Origin of the sequence: Streptomyces sp. PH10-H1, from assembly GCF_030063355.1 — a bacterium.
Classification (GTDB): Bacteria; Actinomycetota; Actinomycetes; order Streptomycetales; family Streptomycetaceae; genus Actinacidiphila.
This window is the reverse complement of sequence record NZ_JASISZ010000027.1, coordinates 72,010-87,408: the sequence shown is the minus strand read 5'-3', so window position 1 is coordinate 87,408 and position 15,399 is coordinate 72,010. Positions and strand designations below refer to the sequence as shown.

Below are 15,399 nucleotides of genomic sequence, written 5' to 3'. Positions count from 1 at the left end.
GCACCCGGTCGTTGGCGCGGGGGAGCGGATGCGTGGCCGTTGCCCGGTCGGGCAACCGGGGGCGGTGCCGAGCGGGGCAAGGGGGTCGATCGGGTCCCAATCGAGCTGGTGTGGGACTCGGTGGCCGGGGGGCAGCCCCGGTATCCGGCGGGGCGCGGGCGGGGGCCGGGGGGTGGGGCCGCGGGTGGGGCGGGTCAGCTCGCCGTCAGGGCGAAGGCCAGCAGTGCGGTCGAGGTGAAGTCGGCAGCCGGCTCCACCGTCTGCCAGGCTCCGACGTCATCGAGGTAGCGGGAGCCCTTGCCGTCGAAGGCGGCCCAGGTGCCTCCGCCGGGCGGATTCGCCGAGCACTTCCGCATGGTCGGGAAGCTGTTCAGCTCGTCCAGCTTGGCGGCCGCGTTGGGTCCGTTGACGATGGCTCCGCGCAGGATGGCGCCCGTACCATCGAGACTTCCCGCGAGATTCACGGCCTGGTGTTCCGGGCAGTGCGGGTAGACCTCACCCGCACCGATCATGAAGCCGGTGCCCCAGGAGTTGGCGCCCAGCGCCCAGCCGCGCTGCTGGGTGCCGAAGGCGTCGTAGTGGTGGTCGCCGGTGGCCTTGGCGTAGATCTTCGCGGTCGCCACCAGCCCGAAGGTGTGGGGCACCGCGTCGAAGTCGGTGTAGACGGCGCCGGCCCTGAACGGATCCTTTGCCGCGTGGGCGACTCCGTCATCGAGCTGGCGCGCAGGTCACGGTGGAGGTCGGCGGGACCGGCCCCGTCCGTCCCGGCAGCCTCCGCGGCCCCCTTCGTCGCGGCCAGCGAGATGAGCAGATCGGCATGGGCGAGGGCGCTGACGTCCGCCACGCCCAAGGTCCCCTTGGCGTCGGAGTCGAGGTAGGCCCTGGCCCACCCGGTGGCCTGGCGTTGCCAGTCGCTCGCCCGGGTGTCCCCGAGGGCGGTCGCCGCCAGGGCCAGTTCGGCGCCGCCGAACTCCATGTCGTCCTGCCACGAGTCCTCGGGGTAGAAGTTGTGGGGGAAGGCGGTGACCAGCTCAGCGCTGTCGGTCGCGGTGGCGGTGTTGGCCTGGGCGTAGACGGCTGCCGGCGCACTCTGCGGCGGGGCAGGTCGAGCTCCAGGTCCGCGATCCGCAGTTCCGGCAGCCGGGCGGGCTGCCCGCGGCGGCACAGCGTACGGACTCTGGCGTTCAGCTCGGCGAAGGCGAACGGCTTGACCAGATCGTCGTCGGCGCCGTGCTCGAACCCCGCCACCCGGTCGGCGATCGCGTCCAGGGCCGTGAGCAGCAGAAACGGGACGGCGGAGCCCCCCTTACGGTGGGCGTCGAGCAGGCTGAGCGAGTCGCCGTCCGGGACCGTGCGGTCGGCCACCACGCAGTCGTAGGAGTTGACGGAGAGGCGGAGATCGGCGACGGACCGGTGCGTCGGCACATAGCCGAGCCCGTTGTTTATGTCCCGCATGTGCCGGTTGCTGTCGGCGGTGTCGGTCAGCAGACCGCCGAGACCGGGGTGGCGGTCGTGGGCCTGCCGGATCGACTCGGCCTTCATCCAGCGGCCGAGGCCGTGCCCACGGTGCTCGGGCAGGACGCCGGTGCCGTAGTGCTGGCCGTCGCCCGTGCAGTCACTGGGAACGACGAGCTCCGTGAACCCGGCGATCGAGCCGTCCGCGGCGTCGGACGCCAGCCACCCCAAGCGGTAGCCGGACGGGCTGCTGTCGGGGTCGGTCAGTGGGGTGATGCGAAGCGACACGGTGACTCCGTCGGAGGGAGGTGGAAGGGCCGGCGGCCCGGTCAGAGTGGGGACGGCGAGGGCAGCAGCAGGTGGGTGCCGCCGCCGTCGTCGACGTGCACGAGGTGGGCGCCGACCCGGACGACCTGCGCCGCGTCGACTGTCCAGGCGCCGCACGGGCCGTCACTGTCCGGCAACGGCCGCCAGACCTCCCGGAAGGTGCTGCCGTCGGGGTTGGTGCCGGTCTCGGTCAGGTCCTGCCCGTCGGGCCGGAGCGTGCCGGTGTCGTCGCCCGCCTCGCCCACGTCGTGGTGGAAGCGGACCTGCTCGCCGTCGTACGAGGTACGGCCGGCGAAGCCGCGGCTGTCGGCGTAGTACTCGCCGGCCTGCAGCCACACCACGTGCTGGTCTTCGCGCAACGGTCCGCCGTCGCGGCTGATCCTGGCGCGCAGCCACGCACCGCGGGTGGGAACGTTCATGCCGCCGAGACTGCCCGCCTGGCCCACGCCGTGGATAGCCGGCGGCCCGCCGCTCACGCGAGCAGCTTTCCGGCCCGTGCGTACGCCCAGCGCAGCAGGCCCGCGGTGACGACCGCGCTCACGCACGCGGTGAGGGCGAGATGCGCGGCGGTCGGGGTGTGCAGGGCCATCACGAACGGGACGGTCAGCGCGGCGACAGCCACCAGCGGGCCGGACAGGTACCAGGCCAGGAACAGCACGGGGCCGACGCTGCCGGTCGGGCTCTGCGCGGGCGAGAGCAGCAGATGCTGCTTGGACACGCCCCGGCAGGCGTTCACCAGGCCCGCCGCGACGAATGCCGGAACGACGGCGGGCGCCAGCGCGACGCGGACCCCGCCGCCGAGCAGCGCCACGCACGCCGCCGCCAGGAGGGAGACCAGCAGCCCCAGGGCCACGGGCACGATCGTGTGACGCAGCATCAGGCCGCCGTAGGGATAGGGGGACCACGAGCCGCGCCGGGTGTCGTCGGTCTCCAGCCGGGCCGGTTCGAGGAGCTGGGCGACCGCCCAGTAGCCGAAGACCAGCGCGGCGGCCGTCGCCGCGAGGCCTCCGACACGGTGCGCGCCGGCGGCCACGACCGCGCCCAGGACGGAGAGCACGGTCAGCACGAGGGCGCGTCCGAGGCGGCCGGGGGAGTGGAGCAGTGCGAGCAGGTCGCGCCACGGCACGGCCAGGGCCGCGCGGCGCGGTGCGGGCAGCGTCAGCCGGGCGGGGCGCGGGGTCCCGGAGGCACCCGCGGCGACCTGCCGGGCGGTGCGCAGTTCGACGGTGAGCAGCGCGGCCATCACCCCGGTCGTGGTGCGTGATCGCTGCCGCACGGTGGCCAGCGGCAGGGAACCCGCCGCCCGCCGCGCCAGCACGATGCCCGCGGCCGCCGCGGCCAGCGCCAGGACCGCCGCGATCGGCCCGCCCGGCACGGCTGCCGGGGTCGGCGACAGCGCGGCGATGCCGATCCAGCCCCACGGCCCGGACCGCAGCTCGATCCGCTCCAGCCATGGCACCCGGTGTCCGGCCGCCGCCAGCGCGCTCTGCGCGGCGAGGGCCAGCACGAGGACACTCACGTACGGAGTGGCGGCCCGCACCCAGCGCGCGATGGACTCGTACGCCTCGACGGCCACGCCGAGCGCGGTGGCGAGCAGCGGCACGCACACCCCGCCCACCGCACACCAGGCGAAGGCCGCGGCGAGCCCGGTCTTGACCGTCAGCCCCAGCGTCACCATGCCGATCATGGAGGCCAGCAGCCCCACTGCCAGCGAGGCCCCGCACGACAGCCAGAACCACGGCAGCAGGATCCGGGCGATGCGTACCGGCTGGGTCAGCAGCCAGTCCGCACTGTCGCGGGGCGGCACCACCGGTCCCCGCCACAGCGCGTCGCGCGCGACGATCAGCAGCGAGCCGAGAACCAGCGCGCAGACGCCGGACGGCAGTGCGGCGAGGATCGCCGCGCCGTGGACGGTGTAGTCCGCGCCCATGGAGCTCTTGATGAACAGGCTGAACCCGGGCAGTACGCCCCACACGACCAGGATCAGCAGCACGCAGTACACCGTGAAGCCGATCTGGCCCGCACGCTTGCGACGGTGCGGCGAGCGCAGATCGCGCAGCAGCCGCAGCGCCTCCTCGGTCCAGTCGTCCTCCTCGGCCCAGGAGGCGTCGCGTTCGTCGTCCCGCTCCCCGGTCCGCGCCGCCGTGGTGCTCACTTCGCCCCGTCCGGGACGCCGGTCTGCCAGGTGGTGTCCGCCGCGTCGTCGGTAAGCACCTGCTGCGGTGTGCCGTCCGCGATCAGCCGGCCCTCGCGCAGCACCAGCACCCGGTCCGCGACCGCCCGCGCCAGCTCCGCGTGATGGGTGACCAGCAGCACGCCCACCCCGTCGGCCGCCTCCGCGGCGATCAGGTCGCCCAGCCGCCGCCGCGCGGCGGGGTCGAGCCGCTGCTCGGGCTCGTCCAGCAGCAGCAGATCGCGCGGGCGAACGAGCGCGGAGGCCAGCAGCAGCGACTGCAGCTGCCCGGAGGACAGACCCGAGGGCAGGGACGCGGCGTGCTCGCTCAGCAGCCGGTCGGCGAGTACATGATCGATCCACGCCTCCGCCCCCTCCACCCCGTGCGCGACCGCGACGAGCTGCAGGTGCTGGCGCACGGTGAGGTCCGGATAGCAGGCCACGGTGTCCCCGACGACCGCGACCCGGGCCCGCACCCGCGCGTCGTTCTCCGTCATCGGCAGCCCGTCGAAGGCGACCTTGCCGGTCGTCGGCTTGTCACGCCCGGCGGCGATCCGCAGCAGCGTGGACTTCCCCGAGCCGTTGTGACCCAGCAGCGCGACGCACTGACCGCCGTCCAGCGAGAGGTCGACCGGATACAGCACCCGCCGCTTCCCATAGGTGCGGCTCACGCCGGTGAGTTGCAGTAGCGGTGCGCCCATCGGCCGTGCTCCTCTAAGCCCGCGAAAAATCCCGGAAGCCGGCCCCACGCCCCGCGCGTACCGGGCCGGCTCCCGCCATTCTCCACACGAGCCCCGGGCGGCCCGTCACCAGCCCGCAGATCGGGCCGCCGACGGCCCGCAGGCCGCCCTTCCGCACGTTCACCCGAACGGAATGCGCGGCGTCGATCGGAATGTCACCGCGGGCGATTAAAATACTATTGCCACCCAGCTGCTCGGATCCGACGCCTCGTCAGGAGAAGTGGGCCGGCAGCCCGGGCACCGGTCCCGGCCTCAGGCCGCGGACGACGCCGAGCTGGCGGCCACGATGGCCGCCGTCACGCCCGCACGTACCGCGGTGACGGCGTCGCGGACAGCGGCCGCGCCCCACTGGGACTGCGACAGCTCGTTGATACGGGCCTTGCGCGTACGGGAATCCAGCTCCGGAAAGAGCTTCCGGGAGAGCCCGCAGGCGTCCACCAGGGCGATGAGCGCGACGGTACGGTCGTCGGTGGGCTCCCCTTGGAGGGCCGCGGTGAGGCGCCGGCGCACCCCGGCCGCCAGTGCCGGATCCTGTTCGGTCCAGCGAACGACAGGGAACAGGCCCAGCACGCGGTACGGCTGTTCGCGCAGTACGCCCTTGGCGGCCAGCCCGGACAGGATCCTCGCGTTGACCCGGCGGGACTCCGCCTTCTGCACCCAGGCCTTGGCGGTGCGCCGCCGCTCATCGCGGATCTGCCGGCAGAGGGTGTCCAGCTCGGGGTCGTACGATCCGCCCGCGTCGGACTTGGCCGCGGCAAGCCGGCCGTCCTGGACGATGATCCGCTCCTGCAGAGCCAGTTCGATCAGCAGGGCGCCCGCCACACCTCGCGTGGCCACCAGGCCGGACATCGCGCTCCGGCCCTGGGGACCACGGCCCAGCAGCAACAGCTCTTCCGCCACGGTCAGTTCCATGGATCCAGCCTACGGCTCGGAGCATCGGATGCGACGGACCGGACACCATGCGCATCAGCGGTCGGTGTCAGTGGGCGGCGAAGTCCTGGGTCCAGTACGGTCCGCTGGAGCCGAGGTTGGCACCCACTCCGAGGTGGGTGAAGCGGCAGTTGAGGATGTTGTCCCGGTGCGGGGCATCGTTCATCCAGTCGGCGACGGCGCGGGCGGCGGTCGCGGGACCCCGGTCGATGTTCTCGCCCCACCGACTCCACGCATAGCCGGTGGCGGTGATCCGCGCGTCCGGCCCGACGCCCTCCGGGCTGTCGTGCTGGTAGTAGTCGCGTGCGGCCATGTCGTCGGAGTGGCCCTGAGCCGCGGTGTGCAGTCTCGCGTCGACGCGCACCGGTCGGCAGCCGTGGAGCGCCCGTTGGGCATTGACCAGTTCGGTCACCTGCTGTTCGAGGCTCGGCCGGGGGCGGACGGGCGGTTGCGGGGCGGGTGCGGCGGTGCTGGAGGGCGCTGCCGGTACGGCCGTCGTCGGAACGGCCGGGGCGGGGCTGGGCGCGGCGGATACAGGGGCCGTCGGGTGCCGCTCGGCCTCCGGTCCCGAGGGCGGCTGTCCTGGCGCCGCCCGCAGCACGGCTACGACGACCGCCCCCGTCACCAGCAGCGCGACCGCGACCACGGCCGCCGTACGGGGCCGCCGCGCGTGCGGCGGATTCCCGCCCGGGCCGGACGGTGCGGACGGTGTGGGCGGCGTCCCGTCCGCAGCAGGAGGTGAGGTGGCGGAGGCGTGTCCCGATACGCCGGCCGCGCCGAGGTGCGGGTCCGGCGGCGACGCGCAGGCGGGGGAGTGGACGAGCGGCACCAGGCTGAGGCGGGCGAGCAGTCCCTCGGCCGGCACCAGACCGGCCGCGTGTCCTGAGCAGGCGGGACAGGTACGGGCGTGCCGGGCGATGCGTTTGCGCCACAGGGCGGACGGCACCTGGTCCCACGGCGCGATGAGCGCCTCGAGCTCGGGGCAGCGCGGCACGGCTGCCAGCGCCCGCACCACGAGCCGGCCGGTTTCCAGCTGCTCCTTCATCCGCTGGACGCGGACCGCCGCATGCCGTGCGGGGACCCCGAGCCCGGCGGCCAGTTCGTCGCGGGTGATGACGTCCGCGGCCTCCAGCCACCACAGCGACAGCAGTTCCCGGTCGTCCGCGTCGAGCCAGCGGGTGGCTTCCGCCACCTCCCGGCGCTGCCCGGACAGGCCCAGCCGCCAGATCGTCAGGTCGGTGAAGTCGGCCGTCGGATCGGCGATCTCCCGCGCCTGGTCGAGCCCGGCGGACCGGGAGGTGCCGTCCACCGACCGCAGCCGGCGGACCTGGTTCATGGCGATGGCCACCAGCCAGGAGCGGAAGGACGCGGGATCGCGCAGGTTGGCGAGGGCGCTCAGCGCGCGCAGCATGGTTTCCTGCACGACGTCGTCCACGTCGGCATGTCCGTCCAGCGCCCGGCCCACGATGTTGTAGACCAACGGCAGATACGCAGCGACCAGCTGCTCGCGGGCCTCTTCGTCCCCGGCCCTGGCGGCCACCACCAGCGCGGCCCCGCATTCCCGCTCCACGCCTGCCCGCTCCCGTCCGCTCGTTCGTGCCGCTGCATTGATCCGCGCCGTATCGATCCGCTCGATCCGCATCGCGGGGCCTCAGGAAGCCGAGGAGAAGTCCTGGGTCCACCAGGGACCGTTCGAACTGAGGTTGATGCCGACGCCGATCTCCTTGAAGGCGCAGTTGAGGATGTTGTCACGGTGCCCGGGGCTCTTCATCCAGCCGTCCATCGCGGTTTGGGCGTCCTTGGGGCTCTTGTAGATGTTTTCGCCCCAGGTGCTCCAGTGGTAGCCGGCCGACGTCATGCGTTCGCCGGGTCCGACGCCCTCGGGGGTGTCGTGCTGGTAGTAGTCGCGGGCGGCCATGTCGTCGGAGTGCCCCTGCGCCGCGGCCTGCAGCTTCGCGTTGACGGTGACGGGGGCGCAGCCCTTCTTGGCGCGTTCGGTGTTGACCATCTCCACGACGTGTTGCGCGTACCGGGCAGTCGTCGCGCCGCCGGACCGGGTGAGGGCGGAGGGGGCTTTGGGAGCGCTGTCCGGGCCCGTGCCGCCGGCGCCCGTGCTGGTGCGCGGAGTGGTGGCGGCCGGGCTGGTACCGGGCTGTCCCCCGGGGGCGGTCGCGGTCGGAGAAGCACTGCGCGAAGGGGCGGCCGGGACCGCGGACGCCGTGGACGCCGAGGCGGAAGCGGGCGTTTCGGCGGAGTTCGGTGCGGCGGGTACAGGCAGGGCATCGGCGGCCGAACGGTTCTCGTCGGTCCGGTCCGTCACCGACCGGACCATGCCGTATCCGCCGCCCGCGACGACTATCAACGCGGCCGCGCCGCCCACCGTCGCGGCCCAGCGCGAGCGACGCCCCCGATGCAGCCCGCTCCGCCCGCTGTGCCGGCCGGCGCTGCGGCCCCGGTCGGCGGCCGAGTGCGCGACCCGGCCGTCCTGGTGCTGTCGGGGCTGGGGCCCGCTCGCGCCGGGCTCCGGGGTGGACGTCTGGGGCTGGGTGTCACGGTTCACGCGGGTTCGCTTTCGGTGCGGGGTCTGCTGAGTGCGGTCCAACACTCAGGAGATCCGGCAGCCGGACGCGGATAACAGAAAACCGCGCACGAATCCGCGGGGGAGCTCTCGGTGCGCCGGTCACGTCACTGGTTGGCGGTGGCGCGGTAGCGCAGGCCGTCCATCAGCAGGTCGAGCAGCCGGCGGGCCAGTTCGCGCTGCGCGGGCTCCCCGGCGGCGAGGGACACTCCGCTCAGGCTCACGAGTACATCGCCGGGCTCGATGTCCCAGCGCACGGTGCTGGCGGCGGCGCCCGCGCGCAGCAGCGTGGTGATCGCGGCGACCAGCTGGTCGCGGCTGTGCGCGAAGGGGTTGCCGCCCGAGGCGATGAGCGCTCGCGCGAACGCGCCTACGAGCCGTGGGCCGCGTACGGGCAGTCCAAGACGGCCGACGTCCTGTTCGGCGTCGAGGCGACGAAGCGCTGGTCGGGCGACGGCATCACCGTCAACGCGCTGATGCCCGGTGCGATCAGGACCAACCTGCAGCGTCACATCTCCATGGAGGAGCTCGACCGCCTGAGCGCCCAGGGCGGTGGCGGCGGCCAGTGGAAGACGCCCGAGCAGGGCGCTGCCACCTCCGTGCTGGTCGCGACGTCACCCCTCCTCGAGGGCATCGGCGGCCGGTACTTCGAGGACTGCAACGAAGCGGCTCCGAACCAGCCCGGCACCCGGCAGGGTGTCGCCCCGTACGCACTCGACCCCGAAGCGGCAGAGCGACTGTGGCGGGTGTCGGTCGAGACGCTCTCCTCGTAAGGGCACGCGGAGGGCGGTGCCGCAGCGCCGCTGGCGGAGACCCTGATGGGCGACAGCCGGCCGGACGCCTGCCGCCCGGCGGGTCACCCTCCCCGGACCCGCAGATCCTCCCCGCGTGCCGGCCGCACCGCGCTTCTGCGGTGCCGGCCGGTCCCGCGCAGAATGCCGTTGTCCGAGGGCGGGGCCGACCGCTGTCCCGGGGTGGAAGGCGCCTGCGGCCACGGAGCCACCGGGTTGCCCACCCAGCGGGATCCCGCCGGTACGCCCTCGCCGCGCATGACGAGGGAGGATGCGCCGACGCAGGCTCCGGCGCCGAGGACGGAGCCGGGAAGCACGATGGAGTGCGGGCCGAGGGTGGCGCCCTCCCCGACGTGGACCGTATCCAGGCGCATCAGCCGGTCGTGGAACAGGTGCGTTTGCAGCACGCACCCGCGGTTGACGCTGGCCCCGTCGTCCAGGTGCACCAGATCCGCCTCGGGCAGCCAGTGGCTCTCGCACCACACACCGCGGCCGATGTGCGCGCCCAGGCTGCGCAGCCAGATGTTCATGAACGGCGTGCCGGTCAGGGTCGTGCCGAGCCACGGCATGGCCAGCTCTTCCACGAAGTTGTCGTACAACTCGTTGCGCCAGACGAACGAGGACCACAACGGGTGCTCGCCCGTGCGGAAGCGGCCCACCAGAATCCACTTGGCCGCCGTCGTGATGAGACAGGCGACGACGCCCGCGCCCACGGCTACCAGTCCTCCAACGGCGGCCCCGGCCAGCAGGCCGTCCGCGGCGAAGACGGCCTGCAGCGCGGCGAAGGTCGCGGCCGCCAGCAGTGCGGCGCACAACACCGGGACGGCGCGGCACAGTTCCACCGCCGCGCGGGCCAGGACCAGCCGCCGCGGCGGGTCGTAGGTGCGGCTGGGATCCGCCGGGTCCGCGACGCGGGGCAGGGCGAAGCCGGGCCGCCCGGTCCAGGAGGAACCGGGTTCGGCGTGTGCGGGGGCATCGGACAGCACCCCGATGAGGGTGTTGTCAGGCAGCTCACGGCCCGCGCCGACGATGCCGGAGTTCCCGACGAAGGCCCGGCGTCCGACCCGCGCGGCGCCGAGCCGCAGCCAGCCCCCGCGGATCTCGAACGGGGCGATGAGCGAGTCGTCCGCCAGGAACGCGCCGTCGTCGGCGCGCATCAGGCCGGGCAGCGCGAGCACGGTGGACGCCTCGACCTGGCGGCCCATCCGGGCCCCGAGCAGACGCAGCCAGACCGGAGTGAACAGGCTCGCGTAGAAGGGGAAGAGCGAGCCGCGCGCCGTGTTCATCAGACCCATCACGACCCAGGTGCACCAGGCGACGCCGCCGTGCGCGGGGTGGTGCCCGGGCTTGACGGGGATGCTGAACAGCCGGACGAGGACGACGATGAGCCCCGCGTAACAGGCCACGCTCACCAGCACGAGCAGCGGGGTCATCCCCAGCAGCCACATCAGGACCCCGGTGAGCGTCCGCTCGCCGCGGATCGCCTCGTACGTCATCCACATGGCCGGCGCCCCGGAGATCAGCGGCAGCAGGCTGAAGACCGGCAGGGTGAGCGCGTAGGCGAGATCCCAGCGGTGCGAGCGGCGGTGGTCGGGCCGTGGCCAGCCGTCTCCGGCCGGCGGGGCGCCGGTGACAGGGCGGGCGGGGGAGCCGTGCCACTGCTGCTGTCTCGGAACCGTGCCGAGTACGCAACTGCCGGGGGCGATGTCGGCGCCGTCGCCGATCCGGGCGCCGGGCATGAGCGTGCTGCGGGTGCCGACGCGGGCGCCGGCCCCCACCTCGATACCGCCCAGGTGCAGGACGTCCCCGTCCAGCCACCACCCGGCCACGTCGGCCTCCGGCTCTACGGAGCACCCGCTGCCGAACCGGGCCATACCCGTCACCGGCGGCGCGGTGTGCAGATCCACATTCCGCCCGACACGGCAGCCCAGCGCGCGGGCGTAGTGACGTGCCCAGGGAGTGCCGAGCAGCGAGGCGATATTGAACATGGCCACCGTCCGCTCCGCCGCCCACAGCCGCAGATGAACCGAGCCGCCGCGCGGGTAGGAACCCGGACGCATGCCGGCGGTGAGAAGCCGGGCCGAGGCTGAGCCGATGGCCAGCCGCCCGGCGGCGCTGGACAGCGCCAGCCAGCCGCCCAGGATCAGCCACCAGGAGGTGTGCGGTGCCCAGGGCAGCGGCCCGATCACGTTGTCGGCCGCGGCGAGCCCGAGCATCCAGCGCAGACCGCCGACCGCGTACAGCACGGCCAGCACCAGCGCTTGGACCGCCCCGGCCCGGCGCGGGGTGGGCCGTACCCGCCGTACCTCGCGCGGTCCGCCGCCGAGCTCGTCGAGGCGGGTGGCGAGGTCGAGCAGACGGGGACGGCCGTAGATCTCCGTCACGGAGACCCCGGGGTAGCGCTCGCGCAGCACCGAGACGAGTTTGGCGGCCGCCAGGCTGGTGCCGCCCAGCGCGAAGAAGTCGCTGTTCCCGGTGACGGGCAGGCCGAGTGCTTCCTGCCACTTCGCGGCGAGCCAGGACGCTGTCGCCCCGAGCGGGACGCCGTCGTCCGCCGGGCACGCGCCCATTCCCGCGGCCGTTGGCAGCGGCCAGGGCAGGGCGTTGCGGTCGACCTTGCCGGAGGTGCGGGTCGGCAGCTCGTCCACCACGGCCAGAGCGGGGACCAGGGGCGCCGGCAACCGTTCCGACAGCAGACCGCGCGCCGCACCGGAGTCGAATCGCTGACCCGGCTGTTCCCGAGGACTCCGTGGGCTCTGCGGACTCGGTTCCGGCGGGTCCAGTACCAGGTAGCCGACCAGTACCTGTCCGCCCGCCGCGGTGTCCCGTACGGCCGCCGCGGCGGCGCGCACGCCGGGCAGTGCCTGCAGCGCCGCGTCGATCTCGCCGAGTTCGACCCGGCGGCCCGCCACCTTCACCTGCTCGTCGCCGCGCCCGACGAAGACCAGGCCCTCGGGCTCGGCACGGACCAGATCGCCGCTGCGGTAGACACGCGGGCTGCGCAGCCACGGGCACGGGCGGAACTTCTCGGCGTCCTTGCCGGGATCGAGATACCGGGCGGCGCCGACGCCGCCGATCAGCAGTTCACCCGTTTCGTACCACGCGACGGGCTTGCCCTCACCGTCGACGACGGCGATCTCCCAGCCGTCCAGCGGTGTACCGATCCGGACCGGCTGCCCCGGTGTCAGCAGCGCGGCGCAGGCCACCACGGTGGTCTCCGTGGGGCCGTAGGTGTTCCACAGCTCGCGGTACGGAGCGGCCAGCCGTTCCACGAGTTCGGCCGGGCAGGCCTCGCCGCCCAGGATCAGCAGCCGTACCCGGGTCAGGGATTCCACCGGCCACAGCGCTACCAGCGTCGGCACGGTGGAGACCACGGTGATGCCGCGTTCGACCAGCCAAGGCCCCAGATCGCTGCCGGCCCGCACCAGCGACCGGGGGGCCGGCACGAGGCATGCCCCGTGCCGCCACGCCAGCCACATCTCCTCGCACGAGGCGTCGAACGCGACGGACAGTCCGGCCAGCACCCGGTCGCCAGGACCCAGCGGCGCACCCCGCAGGAAGATCCGCGCCTCGGCATCGACGAACGCGGCCGCGGAGCGGTGGCTGACCGCCACGCCCTTGGGGCGGCCGGTGGTGCCGGAGGTGAAGATGATCCAGGCATCGTCATCGGGGCCGGGACGGCCCGGACGCCCGCCGGGCCGCTGCTGAGGGCGTGGCAGGATCACGCGGTCGGCGCCGATCACCGCGCACACCGCGGCGTCGGCCCAGATCAGCTCCGCCCGCTCGTCCGGATCGTCGGCGTCCACCGGTACGTATGCCGCACCGGTCCGCAGCACCGCCAGGATCGCCAGATACAGGTCCGCGGTCCCCGACGGCACCCGCACACCCACCCGGTCGCCCCTGCCGATCCCCGCCGCGGCCAGCCGGTCGGCCAGTTCCGCGACGCGGGCCGTCAGGGTGCGGTAGTCGAGCACGGCCGGACCGGCGCCGGGTCGCGCGTCCGTGCCCGCGTCGAGGGCGGGAGCGTCGGGACATGCCTGTGCGGAGGCCTCCAGCACATCGATCAGGGTCCTGGCCGGAGCCGCCCCGGCGACCGGCCACACTGCCCCGGCCGCGAATCCTGGGGCGCGCTCACCGAACTCGCCCGCCGAGTACCGTACTGAGGCTTCGCCATGTCGTTCTGGTGCTTTCACTTACCGTGCTCTCGCAGTGCGGCTCAGATGTCGGTGTACGGCGTCCGGTCCCGGCGCCACAGGTGTAGACGGCCCTCGTAGCTCATTCGTTAGCAGGTATAACGCAAAAAACGGATAAAGTCCGGGGCGGCCCTGGAGGGATGGATACCAGGACGAAGGGTCTCTGACCTGGGAAGACACTGCTGGTGGATCCGTTCTCTCTCCGTATCCCACGCAGAGAAACTTCTTATATGCACCCAAATGACATGTGCTGGCAAGGCGGCCGACACCGTCGACGACCGCGCGAATGACTGCGTGGACGACTTCGTGGACGCCCGCACCTGGGACAACGCACAGGGACCATTCGAGTTATGGCTCGTATGTATTTCACCCCATCGAGTGATCATGTGCGATCGGGCCCGGCGGCCAGGGGTTCCCGCGCGCTGCGCCGTCACGGACCGGGCCGGGGATGAGTGGCGGCACGTCCTTTAGGATGCGAAGGCATGACGTTCACCCACCGCCCGAGCGGTGTGCCCGAGCGGTGTGCCCGAGTGGCCCATTCTTGATGGGGTGGAAGAGAAGTGGTCTCAGCGGTGGGGTGAGTCGGGCGTATACGTATTCGACCGCTCCAAGACGCGCGAGCAGGTGTTCTCCATCGACAGCTACTCGCTTGTGGACGCCGATGTGCGCGGCCGGACGTATCGGTGTCGTGGAGCAGCGGGAGAGCGCCGGACCGCTGGAGGTACGTGTCGGTCTGTGACGGCTGGGCCGGGGCTCCCGTGCGGCGTGTCGGCCAGGGGGCGCCGACACGCCGCACGGGGGACGTCAGTTGTTGCCCGCCTGGCGGCGGCGCAGCATCACGACGCCGCCGGCCGCGACGCCGAGCAGTGCGATGCCGCCCACGATCTGGCCGGTGTTCACACCGCCGACGGAGCCGCCCAGACCGGTCTGGGCGCCCTTGGTCGCCGTGCCGCCCACCGTGAACTGGAAGGTGCTGGTGCCGCCACCGGGACAGGCCACGTTGATCATGTACGTGCCGGGCTTGACGGTGGGCTTGACTGTTCCGGTACCGGCGTAGATGCCCGCAGAGCCGGTTGACAGCTCCACCTTGCCGGTGAGAGCTTCCGACGTGGCCGAGGCCGAGGGCGCGGTGCAGCCGCCCTTGACGGAGATGACGACGGAGGCGCCGGCCACGGCCGGACTCGGCGTGACGCTCAGGGTCGGCTGCTCGTCGGCGAACGCGGCGCTTGCGCCGGCTCCGATGGCGACTGTGGCGAGGGCGGTCGTGGCCAGGACGGTGGCTATGCGGTGCATTGGCGAATCTCCGTTCACCGGCACGGGGTGCGCACTGTATGTACGCGATCGACTCCATGCCGTGAGATTCATACAAGGCGGATACAGCGCCGAGTGCGCATCCCCACCGATGCCTGAGTGTCCCTCAGACGCGGCACCGGCCGGTGCCCGCGACGTAATTCGGAGGTCGCAGGGGTGCCGAAGTCAACTGGTCCGAATATCTGACGCACCGCCGAATGAGTGGGCCGGCCCCCGTCCCCTGTCGCACAGCGCTCGTCCGGACCAGCGCCGTCGCTTAACCACACGGTGGGCGGACGGACAAGTCTTCCGACTGAAATTCACCCTCAGGACTGAACCGCCGGGTGGCTGCACGTTTCTGCTCTTCCGGCGCTCCCTAGAGTGGAGAGACGTCGCCCGGGGCCCCGGTGGCAGTCCGTAGGACTGAGTGCTCCCGACGCTTCGGGAGCCTGTTGGACAGGGGACTGGGCATGAAGGACGACACTCCGCCGGCTGCGGCGAGCCAGGTACCCGTCCGGTTGCGAGCAGCGCCGGTGATACGCCGTCCCGCGTGCACCTATACGCGGGACGGCTTCACCGTGGTGGAGCTGCGGGGGGAGATCGACCTTGCCACGCTCCCGGAGGCCGGCGCGCAGCTGTCCGCCGGGGCGGAGCACGCGGGCGCCCGGGTGATCGTGGACCTGCGGCCGGCCAGGTTCTTCGACTGCGCCACCCTGACCCTGCTCGTCCGGACCCGCAGGCTGCTCCTGGAAGGCGATGGCTGGATGGGCCTGGTCTGTGTCCATCCATGGCACCTGCGGGTGCTGCGGCTGGCCGGGCTCACGACGACCCTGCGCCCTGTGGCGACGGTGGAGGAGGCCTGCGCCGACGCACCGCGGAGACGAGCGGGCTGACACCGCCCGCGAGGCGGGCCCGATCCCCG

At 72.9% G+C, this 15,399-nt stretch carries 13 protein-coding genes and 1 pseudogene; 2 read left to right on the top strand and 12 right to left on the bottom strand.

The annotated features are described in order from the left end of the window. Positions 1-194: 194 nt before the first annotated feature. From QMK24_RS18295 to QMK24_RS41515, 10 genes and pseudogenes are all read right to left on the bottom strand, one after another. The gene (locus QMK24_RS18295) at positions 195-644 is read right to left on the bottom strand and encodes a glycoside hydrolase family 9 protein (protein WP_283467238.1); all 450 of its coding nucleotides are present in this window, start codon (positions 642-644) and stop codon (positions 195-197) included. Positions 645-708: 64 nt separating this feature from the next. Continuing rightward, complete coding sequence (locus QMK24_RS18290; protein WP_502989153.1) at positions 709-1,365, bottom strand: response regulator transcription factor family protein; 657 nt, start codon at positions 1,363-1,365, stop codon at positions 709-711. Positions 1,366-1,404: 39 nt separating this feature from the next. Then, a pseudogene (locus QMK24_RS18285) lies at positions 1,405-1,674 on the bottom strand (GNAT family N-acetyltransferase); the annotation flags it as partial. Between the two features lie 110 nt (positions 1,675-1,784). Continuing rightward, complete coding sequence (locus QMK24_RS18280) at positions 1,785-2,201, bottom strand: hypothetical protein (RefSeq protein ID WP_283467237.1); 417 nt, start codon at positions 2,199-2,201, stop codon at positions 1,785-1,787. Between the two features lie 53 nt (positions 2,202-2,254). Next, positions 2,255-3,937, bottom strand: a complete 1,683-nt coding sequence (locus QMK24_RS18275; RefSeq protein WP_283467235.1) for a hypothetical protein — start codon at positions 3,935-3,937, stop codon at positions 2,255-2,257. Then, complete coding sequence (locus tag QMK24_RS18270; protein WP_283467234.1) at positions 3,934-4,656, bottom strand: ATP-binding cassette domain-containing protein; 723 nt, start codon at positions 4,654-4,656, stop codon at positions 3,934-3,936. Before QMK24_RS18270 ends, QMK24_RS18275 begins: the two co-directional genes overlap by 4 nt. Positions 4,657-4,947: 291 nt before the next feature. After that, complete coding sequence (locus QMK24_RS18265; protein WP_283467233.1) at positions 4,948-5,607, bottom strand: GOLPH3/VPS74 family protein; 660 nt, start codon at positions 5,605-5,607, stop codon at positions 4,948-4,950. Between the two features lie 67 nt (positions 5,608-5,674). Then, the gene (locus QMK24_RS18260) at positions 5,675-7,195 is read right to left on the bottom strand and encodes a sigma-70 family RNA polymerase sigma factor (protein ID WP_283467231.1); all 1,521 of its coding nucleotides are present in this window, start codon (positions 7,193-7,195) and stop codon (positions 5,675-5,677) included. 81 nt (positions 7,196-7,276) lie between these two features. Then, entirely contained in the window at positions 7,277-8,185 is a 909-nt protein-coding gene (locus QMK24_RS18255; RefSeq protein WP_283467229.1) for a CAP domain-containing protein, read from the bottom strand. Between the two features lie 125 nt (positions 8,186-8,310). Beyond that, positions 8,311-8,553 carry an SbtR family transcriptional regulator gene (locus tag QMK24_RS41515; RefSeq protein ID WP_349361995.1) on the bottom strand — a complete coding sequence of 81 codons (243 nt, stop codon included), beginning with the start codon at positions 8,551-8,553 and terminating at the stop codon, positions 8,311-8,313. On the opposite strand from QMK24_RS41515, the gene QMK24_RS18250 reads away from it, so the two are divergent. Then, positions 8,524-8,976 carry an SDR family NAD(P)-dependent oxidoreductase gene (locus QMK24_RS18250; RefSeq protein WP_502962562.1) on the top strand — a complete coding sequence of 151 codons (453 nt, stop codon included), beginning with the start codon at positions 8,524-8,526 and terminating at the stop codon, positions 8,974-8,976. The two genes, QMK24_RS41515 and QMK24_RS18250, sit on opposite strands and share 30 nt — an antisense overlap. A gap of 83 nt (positions 8,977-9,059) precedes the next feature. On the opposite strand, the gene QMK24_RS18245 is transcribed toward QMK24_RS18250, so the two are convergent. Both QMK24_RS18245 and QMK24_RS18240 read right to left on the bottom strand, forming a co-directional pair. Beyond that, positions 9,060-13,097, bottom strand: a complete 4,038-nt coding sequence (locus QMK24_RS18245; RefSeq protein ID WP_283467246.1) for a Pls/PosA family non-ribosomal peptide synthetase — start codon at positions 13,095-13,097, stop codon at positions 9,060-9,062. Positions 13,098-13,991: 894 nt separating this feature from the next. After that, entirely contained in the window at positions 13,992-14,480 is a 489-nt protein-coding gene (locus tag QMK24_RS18240; protein WP_283467228.1) for a hypothetical protein, read from the bottom strand. 467 nt (positions 14,481-14,947) lie between these two features. Between QMK24_RS18240 and QMK24_RS18235 the strand changes: the two genes are divergently transcribed. Beyond that, positions 14,948-15,370: an anti-sigma factor antagonist gene (locus QMK24_RS18235; RefSeq protein WP_283467227.1), complete on the top strand. Its 423-nt coding sequence runs from the start codon at positions 14,948-14,950 to the stop codon at positions 15,368-15,370. Positions 15,371-15,399 lie beyond the last annotated feature (29 nt).